Source organism: Citrobacter telavivensis (assembly GCF_041807075.1).
Taxonomy (GTDB): Bacteria; Pseudomonadota; Gammaproteobacteria; order Enterobacterales; family Enterobacteriaceae; genus Citrobacter_A; species Citrobacter_A telavivensis.
The window spans coordinates 177175-194103 of record NZ_JBGUBF010000001.1; the positions used below are offsets into that span (position 1 = coordinate 177175).

Annotated in this window: 18 protein-coding genes; 11 read left to right on the top strand and 7 right to left on the bottom strand. The window is 55.3% G+C overall.

Translation table 11 applies throughout. The features are described 5' to 3' along the window. Positions 1–126: 126 nt before the first annotated feature. On the top strand, positions 127–492 hold the full coding sequence (locus ACERJC_RS00800; protein ID WP_152405665.1) for a VOC family protein: 366 nt from the start codon (positions 127–129) through the stop codon (positions 490–492). A 15-nt stretch (positions 493–507) separates the two neighbouring features. Beyond that, entirely contained in the window at positions 508–1200 is a 693-nt protein-coding gene (locus ACERJC_RS00805) for a helix-turn-helix transcriptional regulator (RefSeq protein ID WP_373670825.1), read from the top strand. 44 nt (positions 1201–1244) lie between these two features. Here ACERJC_RS00805 and ACERJC_RS00810 read toward each other — a convergent pair whose 3' ends face one another. Further along, positions 1245–2129, bottom strand: coding sequence for a nucleoside-specific channel-forming protein Tsx (locus tag ACERJC_RS00810; RefSeq protein WP_152405663.1), 885 nt, complete (start codon positions 2127–2129; stop codon positions 1245–1247). A 298-nt stretch (positions 2130–2427) separates the two neighbouring features. Further along, a complete protein-coding gene (locus ACERJC_RS00815; protein ID WP_286632562.1) occupies positions 2428–2967 on the bottom strand; it encodes a SadB/YajI family lipoprotein in 540 nt (179 codons plus the stop codon). A gap of 152 nt (positions 2968–3119) precedes the next feature. On the opposite strand from ACERJC_RS00815, the gene nrdR reads away from it, so the two are divergent. The 6 genes from nrdR to pgpA all read left to right on the top strand — a co-directional run bounded on the left by nrdR (position 3120) and on the right by pgpA (position 7222). Continuing rightward, a complete protein-coding gene (nrdR, locus tag ACERJC_RS00820) occupies positions 3120–3569 on the top strand; it encodes a transcriptional regulator NrdR (RefSeq protein ID WP_042324561.1) in 450 nt (149 codons plus the stop codon). A 3-nt stretch (positions 3570–3572) separates the two neighbouring features. Next, complete coding sequence (gene ribD, locus ACERJC_RS00825) at positions 3573–4676, top strand: bifunctional diaminohydroxyphosphoribosylaminopyrimidine deaminase/5-amino-6-(5-phosphoribosylamino)uracil reductase RibD (RefSeq protein WP_373670826.1); 1104 nt, start codon at positions 3573–3575, stop codon at positions 4674–4676. An 88-nt stretch (positions 4677–4764) separates the two neighbouring features. Next, entirely contained in the window at positions 4765–5235 is a 471-nt protein-coding gene (gene ribH / locus ACERJC_RS00830; RefSeq protein ID WP_112024547.1) for a 6,7-dimethyl-8-ribityllumazine synthase, read from the top strand. 19 nt (positions 5236–5254) lie between these two features. Further along, positions 5255–5674: a transcription antitermination factor NusB gene (gene nusB, locus ACERJC_RS00835; protein WP_042285962.1), complete on the top strand. Its 420-nt coding sequence runs from the start codon at positions 5255–5257 to the stop codon at positions 5672–5674. A gap of 77 nt (positions 5675–5751) precedes the next feature. Next, complete coding sequence (thiL, locus tag ACERJC_RS00840) at positions 5752–6729, top strand: thiamine-phosphate kinase (protein ID WP_152405660.1); 978 nt, start codon at positions 5752–5754, stop codon at positions 6727–6729. Further along, a complete protein-coding gene (gene pgpA, locus ACERJC_RS00845; RefSeq protein ID WP_371895211.1) occupies positions 6707–7222 on the top strand; it encodes a phosphatidylglycerophosphatase A in 516 nt (171 codons plus the stop codon). Before thiL ends, pgpA begins: the two co-directional genes overlap by 23 nt. Positions 7223–7323: 101 nt before the next feature. Here the strand turns inward: pgpA and ACERJC_RS00850 are convergent, their stop codons facing one another. The 4 genes from ACERJC_RS00850 to xseB form a co-directional block, all read right to left on the bottom strand. Then, the gene (locus ACERJC_RS00850) at positions 7324–8298 is read right to left on the bottom strand and encodes an aldo/keto reductase (RefSeq protein WP_042324551.1); all 975 of its coding nucleotides are present in this window, start codon (positions 8296–8298) and stop codon (positions 7324–7326) included. Positions 8299–8354: 56 nt separating this feature from the next. Further along, positions 8355–10217: a 1-deoxy-D-xylulose-5-phosphate synthase gene (dxs, locus tag ACERJC_RS00855; protein ID WP_371895208.1), complete on the bottom strand. Its 1863-nt coding sequence runs from the start codon at positions 10215–10217 to the stop codon at positions 8355–8357. A gap of 68 nt (positions 10218–10285) precedes the next feature. Further along, complete coding sequence (gene ispA, locus ACERJC_RS00860; protein WP_286632567.1) at positions 10286–11185, bottom strand: (2E,6E)-farnesyl diphosphate synthase; 900 nt, start codon at positions 11183–11185, stop codon at positions 10286–10288. Next, positions 11186–11428 carry an exodeoxyribonuclease VII small subunit gene (gene xseB, locus ACERJC_RS00865; protein ID WP_042324547.1) on the bottom strand — a complete coding sequence of 81 codons (243 nt, stop codon included), beginning with the start codon at positions 11426–11428 and terminating at the stop codon, positions 11186–11188. A 254-nt stretch (positions 11429–11682) separates the two neighbouring features. Here xseB and thiI point away from each other — a divergent pair, with 254 nt between their 5' ends. Further along, the gene (thiI, locus tag ACERJC_RS00870; RefSeq protein ID WP_152405657.1) at positions 11683–13131 is read left to right on the top strand and encodes a tRNA uracil 4-sulfurtransferase ThiI; all 1449 of its coding nucleotides are present in this window, start codon (positions 11683–11685) and stop codon (positions 13129–13131) included. Positions 13132–13167: 36 nt separating this feature from the next. Here thiI and ACERJC_RS00875 read toward each other — a convergent pair whose 3' ends face one another. Next, complete coding sequence (locus ACERJC_RS00875) at positions 13168–13863, bottom strand: IclR family transcriptional regulator (RefSeq protein WP_373670828.1); 696 nt, start codon at positions 13861–13863, stop codon at positions 13168–13170. A gap of 171 nt (positions 13864–14034) precedes the next feature. Between ACERJC_RS00875 and ACERJC_RS00880 the strand changes: the two genes are divergently transcribed. Together ACERJC_RS00880 and ACERJC_RS00885 are read left to right on the top strand one after the other, a co-directional pair. Beyond that, positions 14035–16368 carry a molybdopterin-containing oxidoreductase family protein gene (locus tag ACERJC_RS00880; RefSeq protein ID WP_373670829.1) on the top strand — a complete coding sequence of 778 codons (2334 nt, stop codon included), beginning with the start codon at positions 14035–14037 and terminating at the stop codon, positions 16366–16368. A gap of 5 nt (positions 16369–16373) precedes the next feature. After that, on the top strand, positions 16374–16919 hold the full coding sequence (locus tag ACERJC_RS00885; RefSeq protein ID WP_373670830.1) for a 4Fe-4S dicluster domain-containing protein: 546 nt from the start codon (positions 16374–16376) through the stop codon (positions 16917–16919). Positions 16920–16929 lie beyond the last annotated feature (10 nt).

The window sequence follows — 16929 nt, forward strand, 5'->3', positions numbered from 1 at the left end:
CCCGGTCATTCGATCGGGATTTTTCTTTTCTACCTTTCTCTTGTTCCGCAAACCCTACTGACACTATGCTGTCAGGAGCCCTGTTTTATCCTCTTCCTGAATTTACCCACACAGGCAGGAGGAACGATGAAAAGCATTATCAATTGGTTTGAAATTCCCGTTACGGATATGGAACGCGCGATTGCGTTTTACGAGCCGGTCATGGGGCTGTCGCTGCGTCGTGAAAAAATGGACGTCGCCGATCTGGCGGTTTTCCCGTATGACGAACCGGCTACCGGCGGTGCGCTGGCGAAGTTTGACGGCATTACACCTTCATTGCAGGGGGCGATTATTTATCTGCATACCGGGGATCTCAATGCCACGCTGGATCGCGTTGCCAGCGCGGGTGGAAAATGCGTGTTTGGCCCGCACGATCTCGGTAAAGGGATCGGCACCATTGCGCTGTTTACCGACAGCGAAGGTAACCGTGTGGGTTTACATCAACCGGCTTAATCACAGAGAGCAATTATGACCCGTCGCGCTGACCGCTTGTTCCAGATAGTACAGATCCTGCGTGGCAGGCGGCTGACAACGGCAGCGCTGCTGGCGGAGCGGCTGGAGGTTTCGGAGCGGACTATCTATCGTGATATCCGTGACCTCTCGCTCTCTGGCGTGCCGGTCGAAGGGGAGGCGGGGAGCGGTTATCGTCTGATGGCGGGGTTTGATCTCCCGCCGCTGATGTTGACGCACCGGGAGTCTGAAGCGCTGATTGCCGCCATTCGTCTGCTGCACACCTGGGGCGGCGATTTGCTCTCCAGAGAACTGGAGTCAGCGCAGGAAAAGGTGCTGGCGATATTGCCGGAAGAAAGCCGGCGCAAAGCCGAGCAGGCGCGCATCTTCGCGCCGGACTTTGGCAGACAACTGCATTCACGCAGCGCGTTCGATGTGATCCACCGGGCGGTGAGCGCTCAGCAGGTGCTGGCACTGCATTACCGCGACGAAGCGGGGCAACTTTCCTGGCGGGATGTGCAACCGTTAGGGATCTTCTTCGAAGGGAAGTTCTGGCTGTTGGTGGCCTGGTGCGAGCGGCGCGAAGACTATCGCTGTTTTCGTGTCGATCGTTGTTTAAGCATCACGCCGCTCGACAGGCGATTTTGCGAGCGCGCCGACCGTTCGCTCAGTGATTTTTTACGTAAAATCCGCGACGAAACGCACGCATAAAAAAGCCAGCGGTCAGGCTGGCTTTTGCAGGGGAAGGGACGTTATCAGAAGTTGTAACCGACAACCAGGTAACCACCCCAACCGGTAGAGCGAACGTTGAAGTTGCCTTTACCGAAGTTCAGCTCAGCGTCGTCGTTCCATTGACCACCGTTATGCCAGTAACGCGCCACAACCGAGTAGTGCCAGTGGTCGTAGTTCAGCGCCAGAATATGGCTGGAGGCGATGGAGTCGTTGGTACGCGCTTTATTGCCGTTCAGATCGGAGAAGTCGTTGTCGCCCAGATCGGAACCCCAGTCAAAGTTGGTGAAGCCGATGTAGCTCAGGTTACCGCCCCACAGTTCGGTAATCGGCACGAAGTATTTCACTTTGAAACGGTAGCCGTCCCATTCGTTTTCGTTTGCTGCGCCGTAGTTCTGCCACTGGTACTTGGCGTACACGTTCAGAGACAGGCTCATCGGCAGGCCGGTATCGATATCCGTACCCAGACCCATGTACCAGGTGCTCTGACGGCCATCTTTGTTACGACCCATGTCGTAGATGTAGTTGTTGGCGAAGTACCACTCTTTAAACGGACCAAAGCTCAGGTCAGCACCGGTCAGTTTGTCGATGGAGAAACGCGGTTCGATTTCCATAAACAGCGGAGAACCGTGGTTCCAGATCCCTTTCGCGTCGGTGTTACCGCCGAAGAATACCGGCGCATCCATGTAGCCATAGAAGTCGAACCAGTCTTTTTTCGCGAAAGCTTCATATTCCAGATAGGTATCGTTACGGATCTGCGGTCCGAAACGGGTGTGGTAGCTCCCGACGACGTTGACGCTCTGGTGCCACCAGTCGGAAAGATACTGCGGTTTATCATTTTCCGCAGCGTTGACGGCGAATGACGAGGAGAGCGCGAGCACGGCACCGGCTGCAAGTAATGTTTTTTTCATATTGTATGCCACTGTTTGAAATCCCTGACGGGAGTGAAAAAGGCGCAAATAGCGTTTCTGAATATTTCGTGTTTCTGCGAGCCTATTATAGAAATCATTGCTCACAAAAATATGTCTTGTTTCACAGTTCTATCATTTACGTAATCGATTGCGTTCACGTTTGCGTACTTTAGCGCGGCGATTGTACTGACTTTCATGCCGATTGCCAACGTTGACAAAAAACGACGTGGATGTCAGAGGAGTAACAAAAGGTAGGGGATGGATGTTGCGGAACGCACAAAACGTTCCGCAGGAAGGTTTATTGCGTAACAGGCTGGATGTCGTGAATACGAACGAATCCTAACCGATCGGGGGTTATGCCATTCAACTGTAGCGGGATGTCTACATCGCTAGGCGCCAGCACGCTGGCCGGGGCATTGATCAACTGATTCTGGACATTCACTTCCTGATAATTGTCAGTTGTTCCCTGAATTTGCCCATACTCAACGGTGCCGCTAAACGCTGGCAGCGGATCGTTTGACTCACCCTGAATACGCAGCGTCACTCGGGTGCCAGCCGCGTTTGGCGCAATGTTGATAAGTGACATGCGCAGGGTACCGATCTGGCTGTTCAGACGCGCTGGCGTATTGGAACCCGGTAGCAGATAAACGCCGCTGCTTGATTTGACGTTCAGACTGTTTTGCTGGGTAATCTTCACGGTTTCCTGATTAAGCTGGTTCATCTCTTTATTGAGCGTCGAAACGCTTTGATGCATCTGGCGCACTTCGCTTTGTTGCGCGCAGGCGCTCAAACTAAAGAGGCTTCCCACCAGGAGAATTCTTAGGTAACGTCTTGTCATCTCTCTTATTTCCTGAATTGTGGCGATGACCTAATGGTAGATCGTAAAAGGGACAAAGACATCGATCCATTGTCTCAAAAGCGTTGCGCCTTTGTTGTCACGTCAGTTCAGGTTAAAATAGATTTCTGTTAACCACCTGGTCAGGACGCCGTATGCATTGCCCATTCTGTTTCGCCGTAGACACTAAGGTAATTGACTCTCGTCTTGTGGGCGAGGGCTCTTCAGTACGCCGCCGTCGGCAGTGTCTGGTTTGTAATGAACGTTTCACCACGTTTGAAGTGGCGGAACTGGTGATGCCACGCGTTGTAAAAAGCAACGACGTGCGCGAACCGTTTAATGAAGAAAAGCTGCGCAGCGGAATGCAACGCGCGCTGGAAAAGCGTCCCGTGAGTTCCGACGACGTCGAAATGGCGTTGAATCACATTAAGTCGCAGCTGCGCGCCACCGGCGAGCGTGAAGTCCCCAGTAAAATGATTGGCAATCTGGTGATGGAACAATTGAAAAAACTCGATAAGGTCGCCTACATCCGCTTTGCCTCAGTTTACCGCAGCTTCGAAGATATCAAAGAATTTGGCGAAGAGATCGCTCGCCTACAGGATTAAGCCATGCAGGATGAGTTATACATGGCGCGAGCGCTGAAGCTGGCGCAGCGCGGGCGGTTTACCACCCATCCCAACCCTAACGTCGGCTGTGTGATCGTCAATCAAGGCGAAGTTGTCGGCGAAGGCTATCATCACCGTGCCGGTGAACCGCATGCGGAAGTACATGCCCTGCGTATGGCTGGCGAAAAGGCCAAAGGGGCCACCGCGTACGTCACGCTTGAACCGTGCAGCCATCATGGCCGCACGCCGCCGTGTTGCGACGCGCTGATCGCCGCTGGTGTCTCCCGTGTGGTTGCGGCGATGCAGGACCCCAATCCGCAAGTAGCGGGACGCGGGTTGTATCGCCTGCAACAGGCGGGGATCGAGGTCAGCCACGGGCTGATGATGAGCGAAGTCGAAGCGTTAAATAAAGGTTTTCTTAAACGGATGCGCACCGGGTTTCCGTATGTGCAACTGAAGCTCGGCGCTTCGCTGGACGGTCGCACGGCGATGGCCAGCGGCGAAAGCCAGTGGATAACGTCGCCGCAGGCGCGACGCGATGTTCAGCGTCTGCGTGCGCAAAGCCACGCTATTTTGACCAGCAGCGCGACGGTGCTGGCAGACGACCCGCAGCTCACCGTGCGCTGGTCGGAACTGGGCGAGGCGACGCAGTCGGTTTACCCACAGGATGCCCTGCGCCAGCCGGTGCGAATGGTTATCGACAGTCAGAACCGCGTGACGCCGGAACACCGTTTGGTTCAGCAGCCAGGAGAAACCTGGATTGCGCGCACGAAAGAAGACGGGCGCGCCTGGCCCGAGTCGGTCCGCACGATTATGGTGCCGGAGCATAACGGTCATCTGGATCTGGTGGTGCTGATGATGCTGCTGGGCAAACAGCAGATTAACAGTCTGTGGGTGGAGGCCGGGCCTACGCTTGCCGGCGCGCTCTTGCAGGCCGGCGTGGTTGACGAGCTTATCGTTTATCTTGCGCCTACACTGTTAGGCAGTGATGCCAGGGGATTATGTGTGTTGCCAGGGCTTGAGAAACTGGCTGACGCCCCCCATTTCAAATTCAATGAGATACGCCAGGTGGGCCCGGACGTTTGCCTGCATTTAACCCCTGCGTGAGGCTTTCCTAATTAGAGGAAGCAGCGCACAGAATATTATGATAAAATCCGCCCCCCTTACGGGGCCATATCGAACCCGAAGGAAGAATATGAACATTATTGAAGCTAACGTTGCTACTCCGGACGCTCGCGTCGCCATCACCATTGCGCGTTTCAACAACTTTATCAATGACAGCCTGCTGGAAGGTGCGATTGACGCCCTGAAACGCATTGGTCAGGTCAAAGATGAAAACATTACCGTCGTTTGGGTTCCTGGTGCCTATGAACTGCCGCTGGCAGCGGGCGCATTGGCGAAAACCGGTAAATATGACGCGGTGATTGCGCTGGGCACGGTAATCCGTGGCGGCACAGCTCACTTCGAATATGTCGCTGGCGGTGCAAGCTATGGCCTGGCGCATGTCGCTCAGGACAGCGAAATTCCGGTCGCCTTTGGCGTCCTGACCACCGAAAGCATTGAACAAGCTATCGAACGTGCTGGTACCAAAGCTGGCAACAAAGGCGCGGAAGCTGCACTGACCGCACTTGAAATGATTAATGTATTGAAAGCCATTAAGGCCTGATTTTTGTAAGGGGAAATCCGTGAAACCTGCTGCTCGTCGCCGCGCCCGTGAGTGTGCCGTTCAGGCGCTCTACTCCTGGCAGTTGTCCCAGAACGACATCGCTGATGTTGAATACCAGTTCCTGGCAGAACAGGACGTGAAAGATGTTGACGTCATGTACTTCCGTGAACTGCTGTCCGGGGTGGCGACTAACAGCGCGTACCTGGATGGTTTAATGAAACCCTATCTGTCTCGTCTGCTGGAAGAGTTGGGTCAGGTGGAAAAAGCCGTACTGCGTATTGCGCTGTTCGAGCTGTCTAAACGCAGTGATGTGCCATACAAAGTGGCCATTAACGAAGCGATCGAACTGGCGAAAACGTTCGGCGCGGAAGACAGCCACAAGTTCGTCAATGGCGTTCTGGATAAAGCAGCGCCTGCGATTCGCCCCAACAAAAAGTAATCACCAGGCCGTCAGCGAAGTGGAAGCGATTCCTCTCCTCTGGCGGCTTTTTCATTTTTTCTGCTGAGGCATAACGTATGGCATGCGGCGAGTTTTCCCTGATTGCCCGTTATTTTGACCGTGTCAGAAGCTCTCGTCTTGACGTCGAAACCGGTATTGGCGACGACTGTGCACTTCTGAACATCCCCGATAAACAGACGCTGGCGATCAGCACCGATACGCTGGTGGCGGGTAACCATTTCCTGGCTGATATTGATCCTGCCGATCTGGCCTACAAAGCGCTGGCGGTGAACTTAAGCGATCTGGCCGCAATGGGTGCCGATCCGGCGTGGCTGACGCTGGCGATCACCTTGCCTGAGGTGGACGAACGCTGGCTGGAAACCTTCAGCGACAGTCTGTTTGATCTCCTGAATTACTACGGTATGCAACTGATTGGCGGCGACACCACGCGGGGTCCACTGTCGATGACGTTGGGTATCCACGGTTTTGTTCCTGCCGGGCGCGCCCTGAAACGCGCCGGGGCGAAGCCGGGCGACTGGATCTACGTGACCGGTACGCCGGGCGATAGCGCCGCGGGTCTGGCAATTTTGCTGAACCGCTTGCAGGTCGCCGATGCGGCCGACCGCGAATATCTGCTCAAACGCCATCTGCGTCCAACGCCGCGTATTCTACAGGGCCAGGCGCTGCGCGATCTGGCCAGTGCGGCGATCGATCTCTCTGACGGGCTGATTTCCGATCTTGGGCACATTGTTAACGCCAGCGCCTGCGGCGCGCGCGTCGATCTCGATGCGTTACCCTGGTCAGGCGCGATGACGCGTCACGTCGAATCCGAACAGGCGCTGCGCTGGGCGCTGTCTGGCGGCGAAGACTACGAGTTATGCTTCACGGTACCGGAACTGAATCGCGGCGCGCTGGAGGTGGCAATGGGCCAGCTTGGCGTCCCCTTTACCTGTATCGGGCAGATGAGCGCGGATGTAGAAGGGATTCATTTCATGCGCAACGGAAAGCCTGTCACTGTTGACTGGAAAGGATATGACCATTTTGCCACGCCATAAAGATGTCGCCAAAAGCCGCCTGAATATGCTCAACCCGTGGCATTTACTGGCTACCGGATTTGGCAGCGGCCTCAGCCCGATTGTTCCCGGCACGATGGGATCGCTGGCGGCGATCCCCTTCTGGTATCTGATGACCTTTCTGCCATGGCAGCTCTATTCGCTGGTGGTGATGTTGGGGATCTGTATCGGCGTCTATCTTTGCCATCAAACGGCGAAAGACATGGGCGTGCACGATCACGGTAGCATCGTCTGGGATGAGTTCATCGGAATGTGGATCACGCTCATGGCGTTGCCGACCCACGACTGGCAGTGGGTCGCCGCCGGGTTTGTGATTTTCCGTATTCTCGATATGTGGAAGCCGTGGCCGATCCGTTGGTTCGATCGCAATGTGCATGGCGGGATGGGGATCATGGTGGACGATATTGTCGCCGGGGTGATTTCCGCCGGGATCCTCTATTTCATCGGTCATCACTGGCCGATTGGGATTATTTGATGACGATGCCGGATGGCGCTGCGCTTATCCGGCCTACCCGGTATGATGTCCGTATTTTGTAGGCCGGATAAGGCGGTTACGCCGTCATCCGGCACGTTTTCTTATTTATATCCGGCCACGGGATGCGGCTTATACGGCGTTTCCAGTTCGGCGATGTGCTCGGGTTTCAGCGTGAGATCCACGGCGTTCAGCAACTCATCCAACTGTTCTTCCCGCGATGAACCGATAATCGGCGCGGCAATGCCCGGTTTGCTTAACAGCCACGCCAGCGCCACCTGAGCACGCGTCGCGCCAAGCTCTTCGCTCACGCCTGCCAGTCGTGCGGCAATCTGCGCATCGTTTTCGTCGCTTTCGCTGTACAGCTTTTTCCCCACTTCATCAGAGACCAGACGTGCCGTGGTTTCTCCCCACGGACGTGTCAGACGTCCTCTGGCCAATGGGCTCCACGGGATCACCGCCACGCCTTCCTGATAGCACAGCGGCAGCATTTCGCGCTCTTCCTCACGATAGATCAGGTTATAGTGGTCCTGCATGCTAATAAACTGCGCCCAGCCGTGCTGTTTTTGCAGTGCCAGCGCCTGGGCAAACTGCGACGCATGCATTGACGACGCGCCGATATAGCGCGCCTTACCGGCTTTGACCACATCGTTTAACGCTTCAAGTGTTTCTTCAATCGGCGTGTTGTAATCCCAGCGGTGAATTTGCAGGATATCGACGTAATCCATCCCCAGTCGTCTCAGACTGTCATCAATAGAACGCAGAATTTGCGCGCGGGATAATCCTTCTGGCAGGTCATCCACCCGGTTAAACACTTTGGTGGCGACGACGACTTCATCACGGCGGGCGAAATCGCGCAGTGCGCGACCGACGATCTCTTCGCTGCTGCCGGCTGAGTAGTTGTTCGAGGTATCGAAAAAGTTAATGCCGCCTTCAAGGGCGCGTTGGATGATAGGGCGACTGCTCTCTTCGGGAAGCGTCCAGGCGTGGTTGCCGCGATTCGGTTCGCCGAACGTCATGCAGCCCAGACAAAGGCGGGAAACCCGAAGGTCCGTTTTTCCTAAGATGTTGTATTGCATTATTTCGCTCCTGTTATGCTCGTTATCGGTTAAGCATAGCAGGAGCGAAGAGGGGATTATGCCAACCAGGCCTTGATTTTGGCCTCAATGCCTGCGGCATCCAGACCCAATTCGGCGCGGGCTTCGTCCTGAGTTCCCTGCGGTATAAAGAAGTCCGGCAGGCCGATGTTAAGCACCGGAACCGGTTTGCGGTGCGCCATCAGTACTTCGTTCACGCCACTACCGGCACCGCCCATAATGGCGTTTTCTTCCAGCGTCACCAGCACCTCATGACGCGCCGCCATTTCAAGGATCAGCGCCTCATCCAGCGGTTTCACAAAGCGCATATCGACAAGCGTAGCGTTGAGGGATTCCGCGACTTTCGCCGCTTCCGGCATTAAGGTACCGAAGTTGAGGATCGCCACCTTCTCGCCGTGACGCTTCACCACGCCTTTCCCGATCGGCAGTTTTTCCAGCGGCGTCAGCTCAACGCCGACGGCATTTCCGCGCGGATAGCGCACCGCCGTTGGGCCATCACTGTAGTGATAGCCGGTAAACAGCATCTGGCGGCATTCGTTTTCATCGCTCGGCGTCATGATGACCATCTCCGGAATGCAGCGCAGATAGGAGAGATCGAACGCCCCCTGGTGGGTTTGTCCGTCGGCTCCGACGATCCCCGCACGGTCGATAGCAAACATGACCGGCAGCTTTTGAATTGCGACGTCATGCAGCACCTGATCGTAGGCGCGCTGCAGGAAGGTGGAGTAGATAGCCACCACCGGTTTGTAACCGCCAATCGCCAGTCCGGCGGCAAAGGTCACCGCGTGCTGCTCGGCAATCGCCACGTCAAAGTAGCGGTCCGGGAATTTACGCGAGAACTCGACCATACCAGACCCTTCGCGCATAGCCGGGGTGATTGCCATCAGTTTGCTGTCTTTCGCCGCCGTTTCGCACAGCCAGTCGCCGAAGATTTTCGAATAGCTCGGCAGGCCGCCGCTGCTTTTCGGCAGACAACCGCTGGACGGATCGAATTTTGGCACCGCATGGAAGGTGATCGGATCTTTTTCCGCCGGCTCATAGCCCCGGCCTTTCTTGGTCATGATATGCAGGAACTGTGGGCCTTTCAGGTCGCGCATGTTCTTCAGCGTGGTGATAAGCCCCAGCACATCGTGACCGTCGACCGGGCCGATGTAGTTAAAGCCCAGCTCTTCAAACAGCGTGCCGGGCACCACCATGCCTTTGATATGTTCTTCGGTGCGCTTGAGCAGTTCTTTAATCGGCGGTACGCCAGAGAATACCTTCTTGCCGCCTTCGCGCAGGGAAGAGTAGAGCTTACCGGAGAGCAACTGCGCGAGGTGATTGTTCAGCGCGCCGACGTTTTCGGAAATCGACATTTCGTTGTCGTTGAGGATGACCAGCATGTCGGGTTTGATATCGCCCGCGTGGTTCATCGCTTCAAATGCCATCCCGGCGGTGATCGCCCCGTCGCCAATGACGCAGACGGTACGGCGATCTTTACCCTCTTTCTGGGCGGCAACCGCCACACCGATTCCGGCGCTGATAGAAGTTGAGGAGTGACCCACACTCAGGACATCGTATTCGCTTTCACCGCGCCACGGGAACGGGTGCAGGCCGCCTTTCTGGCGAATGGTGCCGATTTTATCGCGACGACCGGTCAAAATCTTGTGCGGATAAGCCTGATGACCCACGTCCCAGATCAGTTGGTCAAACGGGGTGTTATAGACATAGTGCAGCGCCACGGTCAGTTCGACCGTGCCCAGCCCGGAGGCGAAGTGTCCGCTGGAACGGCTGACGCTGTCGAGTAAATAGCGGCGCAGCTCGTCGCAGAGTTTCGGCAGACTCTCTTTTGGCAGCAGTCGTAACTCCAGGGTGGAGTCGACCAGTGCCAGGGTAGGGTATTTGGCTATATCAAAACTCATCAGAGACTCATCGTTTGTTTACCCAAATTACAGTGTATCCGCTGCAATTTATTGCTCAGGGTAGTCAATTATTTATTACGCTGGATTATGTAGTCCGCTAGCGCTTCCAGTGCCGAGGTATCGAGTGACTGTGCGGCCAGTTGGTTTAACGACTGGCGAGCCTCTGCGATTAAATCCCGGGCTTTATTTCGGGCTTGCTCAAGACCCAGAAGTGCAGGATAGGTACTTTTGCCAAGCTGCTGGTCGGCACCCTGACGTTTACCCAACGTTGCAGTATCGCCCACCACATCCAGAATGTCATCCTGAACCTGGAATGCCAGACCGATACTTTCTGCGTATCTGTCGAGTATCGGTAAGGCATTTCTGCCGTTTTCTCCGGCAGTTAACGCGCCCAGGCGAACCGCGGCGCGAATCAGTGCGCCGGTCTTATGACGATGGATTTTCTCCAGCGCCTCCAGCGGCACCTGTTTACCTTCGGCGGCGAGATCCAGCGCCTGACCGCCGCACATTCCGGCGATTCCGCTGGCGCTCGCCAGTTCGGAAATCATCGCGATCCGATCGCGGTCAGCGACTTCTGGCATCGGAGCATCGCTGATAATCGAGAATGCCAGTGTTTGCAGGGCATCACCTGCCAGAATCGCATTGGCCTCACCAAACTTGATGTGGCAGGTCGGCAGGCCACGACGCAGATCATCATCGTCCATCGCGGGCAGATCGTCATGGATCAGCGAGTACGCATGAATGCACTCAACGGCGGCTGCCGGGGCATCCAGCGTGTTCAGGCTGATACCAAACATCTGACCGGTTGCATACACCAGAAACGGGCGCAGACGTTTACCGCCTAATAATGCGCCATACTGCATGGTTTCGACCACGGGAGTGTTCTGAAAGGGCAGTGGGGCAATAAAACGGCTCAGCGCCTGGTTGGCCTGCTCAACGCAGGCCTGAAGCTGCTGCGAAAAATCCATTTACTCGTTATCCGCTGTAAAAGGCGTAGGGGATGCGTCTTCATTGTCAGACAGCAGGATTTGCACACGCTGTTCAGCCTGTTGCAGTTTCACCTGACCCTGACGTGCCAGCTGCACGCCACGTTCGAATTCGTTCAGCGCCTCTTCCAGCGGCAGATCGCCACTTTCCAGACGCGTTACAATTTGCTCCAGCTCGTTCAGCGACGTTTCAAAGCTGACCGGCGCCTCATTTTTCTTCGCCATAATAAATGTCTGACTCTCAGTATTTTCAGCCCTGATATGGTAACGGACTCAGAGCAATTATCAAATTCGCCCATCATACTTCAGGCGGCCTGTACGTTGGCTGCACGCGAATTATTAAGGGTATAACGCGCAATGTGCACAGGAATCGCCTGATAGTGGTATACTCCCGCGCCTGGATGCAACCGCTTAACGGGGTTGCTGTACTCTTTCTCCAATACAAGCCGTAACTGGCTTGCTAAAGAACCATTGCCGCCATGAAGTTTATCATTAAATTGTTCCCGGAAATCACCATCAAAAGCCAATCTGTGCGTTTGCGCTTTATAAAAATGCTGACCGGGAACATTCGTAACGTTTTAAAGCACTATGATGAGACTCTCGCCGTTGTCCGTCACTGGGACAACATCGAAGTTCGCGCGAAAGATGAAAACCAGCGTCTGGCGATCCGTGACGCGCTGACCCGTATTCCGGGGATTCACCACATTCTCGAAGTCGAAGACGTGCCGTTTACCGACATGCACGATATTTTCGAGAAGGCGTTGGTGCAATACCGCGATCGGCTGGAAGGTAAAACTTTCTGCGTGCGCGTTAAACGTCGTGGTAAACACGAGTTTAGCTCTATCGATGTAGAACGTTACGTAGGCGGCGGTTTAAACCAGCATATTGAATCGGCGCGCGTGAAGCTGACTAACCCGGATGTCACTGTCCATCTGGAAGTGGAAGATGACCGTCTGCTGCTGATTAAAGGGCGTTACGAAGGGATTGGCGGTTTCCCGATCGGTACTCAGGAAGACGTGCTATCGCTGATCTCCGGCGGCTTTGACTCCGGCGTTTCCAGCTACATGCTGATGCGTCGCGGCTGCCGCGTTCACTACTGCTTCTTTAACCTCGGCGGCGCGGCGCATGAAATCGGCGTTCGTCAGGTAGCGCACTATCTGTGGAACCGCTTCGGCAGCTCGCATCGCGTGCGCTTTGTCGCCATCAACTTTGAGCCGGTGGTCGGTGAGATCCTCGAGAAAGTTGATGACGGCCAGATGGGGGTGGTGCTCAAACGTATGATGGTTCGCGCGGCGTCGAAAGTGGCGGAACGCTACGGCGTGCAGGCGCTGGTCACCGGCGAAGCGCTGGGTCAGGTCTCCAGCCAGACGCTGACCAACCTGCGTCTGATCGATAACGTCTCCGATACGCTGATTCTGCGTCCGCTGATTGCTTACGATAAAGAGCACATCATCAACCTGGCGCGCCAGATTGGGACGGAAGACTTTGCCCGCACCATGCCGGAATACTGCGGCGTGATTTCAAAAAGCCCGACGGTGAAAGCTATCAAGGCGAAGATTGAAGCGGAAGAAGAGAATTTTGACTTCAGCATCCTCGATAAGGTGGTTGAAGAAGCCAGCAACGTGGATATTCGCGAAATCGCACAGCAGACTCAGCAGGACGTGGTGGAAGTGGAAACCGTCAGCGGTTTTGGCCCGAACGACGTGATTCTGGATATCCGCGCTATCGACGAGCAGGATGACAAGCCGCTGAAGGTGGAAGGTGTGGATGTGGTTTCACTGCCGTTCTACAAGCTGAGCACGCAATTCGGCGATCTTGACCAGAATAAAACCTGGCTGTTGTGGTGCGAGCGCGGCGTGATGAGCCGACTTCAGGCGCTGTATCTGCGCGAGCAGGGCTTTGAGAATGTGAAGGTGTATCGCCCGTAACTGCGATTTCCCCCGGCCATCCGCGCTGGGGGAAACTTACTCCTGTGGATGAAGCGCCGCGACGCTTCTCACTAACTGCCCGGCAATCTGCGGGATGACGTCTGTACTGAAGAACCCCATCGTCACGGCAATCGCCACCAGATCTCCTTTTTCATTGCGTAGTGGACAGGCAATCGACTGTGCGCCTGGGATCCCTTGCGTCGGATTGTGGCGCACCGCATAGCCCTGAGACTGTATCTGTGCAATCAGTTGTTCCTGCGCCTGATTCTGCGGCTGGTAGCCGGAAAAACTCATGAACACCTGGCCTGCCGAACTGGCGTGAAGCGGAACGGGGGTATTGGGCAGAAAATCGATATCCACATTCCGGAAGCTGCGATTGTAGTGCTTCAGCACTAGTCTGCCGTCCGTCGCAACCACGACGCCGGTGGAATGGTTAAAGGTATCGCGAAAGGCGATCAGCACCGCATTGAGCTCACTGACCGGATCGCGCGCTGTCGTTGGATTGCCCGCTATCTGCAAAAGGGTCGATCCAAGACAGTAGAGTCCTTTTTCGTTTTGCCCCAGCATGCCGGTTCGACACAGTGAGACCAGATACTTGTGTAAACGACTCTTGGACAGGTTGCATCCCGCGGCGATATCGATGGCCCGCGCCTGACCGTTTTGACTGGCAACAAACGTCAGAATGTTGACGGCGATATCAACCGAATTGACCCCTTGTGATGTTTCAGCCATATGCGTTCTCTTGAATAATTCTCCACGATTATACCATTGCGGCAGAAATCCTGACTGTCTTCGCAATTTAAAAAGACCGTTACGCCTAAATGGGGCGATCTTGACCTCTCTCAAGTTAATCACTGGTGAACTTGGGTTAACTAATAATGAACTTTATTTAGAGGCAAGAACATGGACGCATTGAGCAATATTCATTTAAAAAGAAGAACCCTGCTAAAAGGGCTCGGCGTAGTGGGGTTGTCGTCACTGCTGCCAACGTTTCTGACGCTCCGCCAGGCCAACGGTTCACCGTTGCCCCGGGTTCGTCTTAAGCAAACGGATTACCAGACATTTCGCTCGACCTGCGCAATGGAGTGTCTGCACTGCAACCTGACGGCGTACGTCTGGAAAGACCGCTTAATGAAAATTGAAGCGACGAAGGGCTTCAATGTGAAGTGCTGTTTGCGGGGAATTAGCCGCACCAAATGGGTCTATCACCCGTTACGCCTGACGCAACCGCTGCTGCGCATAGGGGAAAAAGGCGAGGGAAAATTTCAGCCGATTAGTTGGGACGCAGCACTCGATCTCATTGAAAAGAACATCCGGGAGACGATTGCCACTGAGGGGAATAAAGGCTTACTGCTCACCGCTGCGTCGGGGAACATGGACTCCATCAAGAATGATATGGGCAAAGCCTTCTTCGATTATCTCGGCGGCAGTACCAAAACCGCAGGTTCGCTATGCTGCGCGGCGGTGACCGCTGCCATGATGCCGATGGTTGGTCTGCGCTATGCCGATACCCGCGACACCATTGCGGACAGTCGCTACATCCTCTGCTGGGGGAATAATCCGGCAGTCACTATGCATGCCTATTTTAAAAACTATTCGCAGGCGCAGAGAAACGGCGCACGACTGGTGGTGATCGACCCGCGGTTTAACGAAACGGCGGCCAAAGCCGACGAGTGGGTGCCGATCGTACCCGGCACCGACATTGCCCTGGCGCTAGGGATGATCAACATTATCATGCAGGAAAAACGCTATGACGCCGATTTCCTGCGGGCGCATACCGGGGCGGTCTACCTGGTGGATTCACAGCAGCAACTGATGCGGGCCGATCCTAAGGACGCGGACAGTTACCTGGTGTTTGATACCCAAAGCCAGACCCTGAAACGGCATGATGCCCCCGGCGTGATGCCGGCACTGCTCGGTGATGAGTTGCCCGCCAACAGCGAGTTCACCACCGTGCTGGATAACGTCTGGGCGCAGGCAAAACCCTGGACGGCGCAGAAGGTGGAGGAAGAGACCGACGTGCCCGCACAGACGGTGCTGCGTCTGGCGCGAGATTACGCCTCAACACAACCGGCGATGATTGTGCAGAACATGTCCGGGGCACAGAGAACCGAATTTGGTACTTACGTTGCCGCGAGCCAGTTCTATCTGGCGCTGATCACCGGCAATATTGGCAAAGCCGGGGCTGGCGTTTGCGATGCTGGCGGCGTCAGACAGATGGCAAAATTCTCGCCCATTGTTCCTCCCGCGCCGAATGTTGCCAAAATCCCACCCATTCCGATTGCCAAAATCGGCGACTGGGTCGCTCACGAAAAACCGCATTCCATTAAGTTCTGGTGGAACATGACGCTGGGCGCGATGACCCAGTTGCCCAATACCAACCAGGTCAGAGAGGCTTTTAAAAAAGTGCCCTTTGTGGTGGTTGCTGACAACCTGATGAGCTCGTCCGCGCTGTATGCCGATCTGGTGCTTCCCGTCACGACCATTTTTGAGGATGTCAGCCTTATGGCGGGCGTGCGCAGCCACTATGTGCAACTGATGGAGAAAGCGGTGGAACCGCCGGGAGAAGCCAAACCCGATTACTGGATTTTTGCCCGTCTGGCCGAGCGCTTTGGTTTTGGCGAGGTCTTTAATCAGCCGATTGAGCACTATATTGACACCTGTCTGAAAGGTTCAGGCATCACCCGCGACATGCTGAAAAAGGGGCCGATATGTCCTGTCGAGGATGACTGGATCCCGTTTAAAGACGGCAAGTTCCTCACGTCGACCGGCAAAGCGCACCTGTATATCGAGGAGTGGAGCAAAAAAGCGTTCCTGCCGGTGGTGACCTGGAAGCAGGTGAAAGAGTCGGTCAAAGGATCGCCTGAACTGGCGCAGACCTACCCGTTAATGGCGGTGCAGCGCAAACTGGCGCGCAGCGTGCACTCCAGCCATGGCATGAACGAATGGATCCTTGAGGTTCAGCGTAACCGTCCGAACGTGATGATCCACCCGGAAGATGCCCGCCAGCGACAGATTCAGCCAGGAGAATGGGTCGTGGTGTTCAATCATCGCGGCCAGCATCGGGCGATTGCCGACGTGACTACCCATATTAAACGCGGGGTGGTGAGTCTGGATAACGGCTGGTGGGAACAGCAGGGAGGAAGCAGCAGCCATGTCACTAACGATCAGGTGGAGGTGCTGGGGAATGGACACTGCTGTAACAGTACGCTGGTGGATGTGAGAAGGGAGGTTTAATCACGATGAAACAGTATGGATTTCTTATTGATATGCAAAATTGCTATGGCTGCAAAACCTGTAGCATGGCCTGCAAATCAGAAAACATGACGCCGACGGGCGTGCTCTGGCGTCGGGTACGCGAACGTCATACGGATGAGCCCAACACGCAGGCCTTCATCAGCATGTCGTGCAACCATTGTGATGACCCGCAGTGCATGAAAGTCTGCCCGGCGGGAACGTATAGCAAACGCGCGGACGGCATCGTCGTTCAGGATCACGATCGCTGCATTGGCTGTCGGATGTGCATCATGGCCTGTCCGTGGAGCGCCCCGGTGTACGATCCCGCCGAGGGGAAAACCAGTAAGTGCAATCTGTGTGCTGAGCGTCTTGATGAAGGATTACAGCCGCGCTGCGTGGAGTCCTGTCCGGCAGGCGTATTACGCTTTGGTGAGATAGCGGAATTGCGCAAGGAACATACGACGCAGTGGGCGGTGCTGGAAAAACGCTACAACCTGCCCGATCACACGATCAGCCAGCCTAATATTGTCATTATTCCGCCGCGGGATTGAGGGGAACGAA

Excerpts from the sequence above, each read along its gene's own strand:
- ACERJC_RS00800 (WP_152405665.1), top strand. The coding sequence starts at position 127 with ATGAAAAGCATTATCAATTGGTTTGAAATTCCCGTTACGGATATGGAA.
- ACERJC_RS00805 (WP_373670825.1), top strand. The coding sequence starts at position 508 with ATGACCCGTCGCGCTGACCGCTTGTTCCAGATAGTACAGATCCTGCGT.
- ACERJC_RS00810 (WP_152405663.1), bottom strand. The coding sequence starts at position 2,129 with ATGAAAAAAACATTACTTGCAGCCGGTGCCGTGCTCGCGCTCTCCTCG.
- ACERJC_RS00815 (WP_286632562.1), bottom strand. The coding sequence starts at position 2,967 with ATGACAAGACGTTACCTAAGAATTCTCCTGGTGGGAAGCCTCTTTAGT.
- nrdR (WP_042324561.1), top strand. The coding sequence starts at position 3,120 with ATGCATTGCCCATTCTGTTTCGCCGTAGACACTAAGGTAATTGACTCT.
- ribD (WP_373670826.1), top strand. The coding sequence starts at position 3,573 with ATGCAGGATGAGTTATACATGGCGCGAGCGCTGAAGCTGGCGCAGCGC.
- ribH (WP_112024547.1), top strand. The coding sequence starts at position 4,765 with ATGAACATTATTGAAGCTAACGTTGCTACTCCGGACGCTCGCGTCGCC.
- thiL (WP_152405660.1), top strand. The coding sequence starts at position 5,752 with ATGGCATGCGGCGAGTTTTCCCTGATTGCCCGTTATTTTGACCGTGTC.
- pgpA (WP_371895211.1), top strand. The coding sequence starts at position 6,707 with ATGACCATTTTGCCACGCCATAAAGATGTCGCCAAAAGCCGCCTGAAT.
- ACERJC_RS00850 (WP_042324551.1), bottom strand. The coding sequence starts at position 8,298 with ATGCAATACAACATCTTAGGAAAAACGGACCTTCGGGTTTCCCGCCTT.
- dxs (WP_371895208.1), bottom strand. The coding sequence starts at position 10,217 with ATGAGTTTTGATATAGCCAAATACCCTACCCTGGCACTGGTCGACTCC.
- ispA (WP_286632567.1), bottom strand. The coding sequence starts at position 11,185 with ATGGATTTTTCGCAGCAGCTTCAGGCCTGCGTTGAGCAGGCCAACCAG.
- xseB (WP_042324547.1), bottom strand. The coding sequence starts at position 11,428 with ATGGCGAAGAAAAATGAGGCGCCGGTCAGCTTTGAAACGTCGCTGAAC.
- thiI (WP_152405657.1), top strand. The coding sequence starts at position 11,683 with ATGAAGTTTATCATTAAATTGTTCCCGGAAATCACCATCAAAAGCCAA.
- ACERJC_RS00875 (WP_373670828.1), bottom strand. The coding sequence starts at position 13,863 with ATGGCTGAAACATCACAAGGGGTCAATTCGGTTGATATCGCCGTCAAC.
- ACERJC_RS00880 (WP_373670829.1), top strand. The coding sequence starts at position 14,035 with ATGGACGCATTGAGCAATATTCATTTAAAAAGAAGAACCCTGCTAAAA.
- ACERJC_RS00885 (WP_373670830.1), top strand. The coding sequence starts at position 16,374 with ATGAAACAGTATGGATTTCTTATTGATATGCAAAATTGCTATGGCTGC.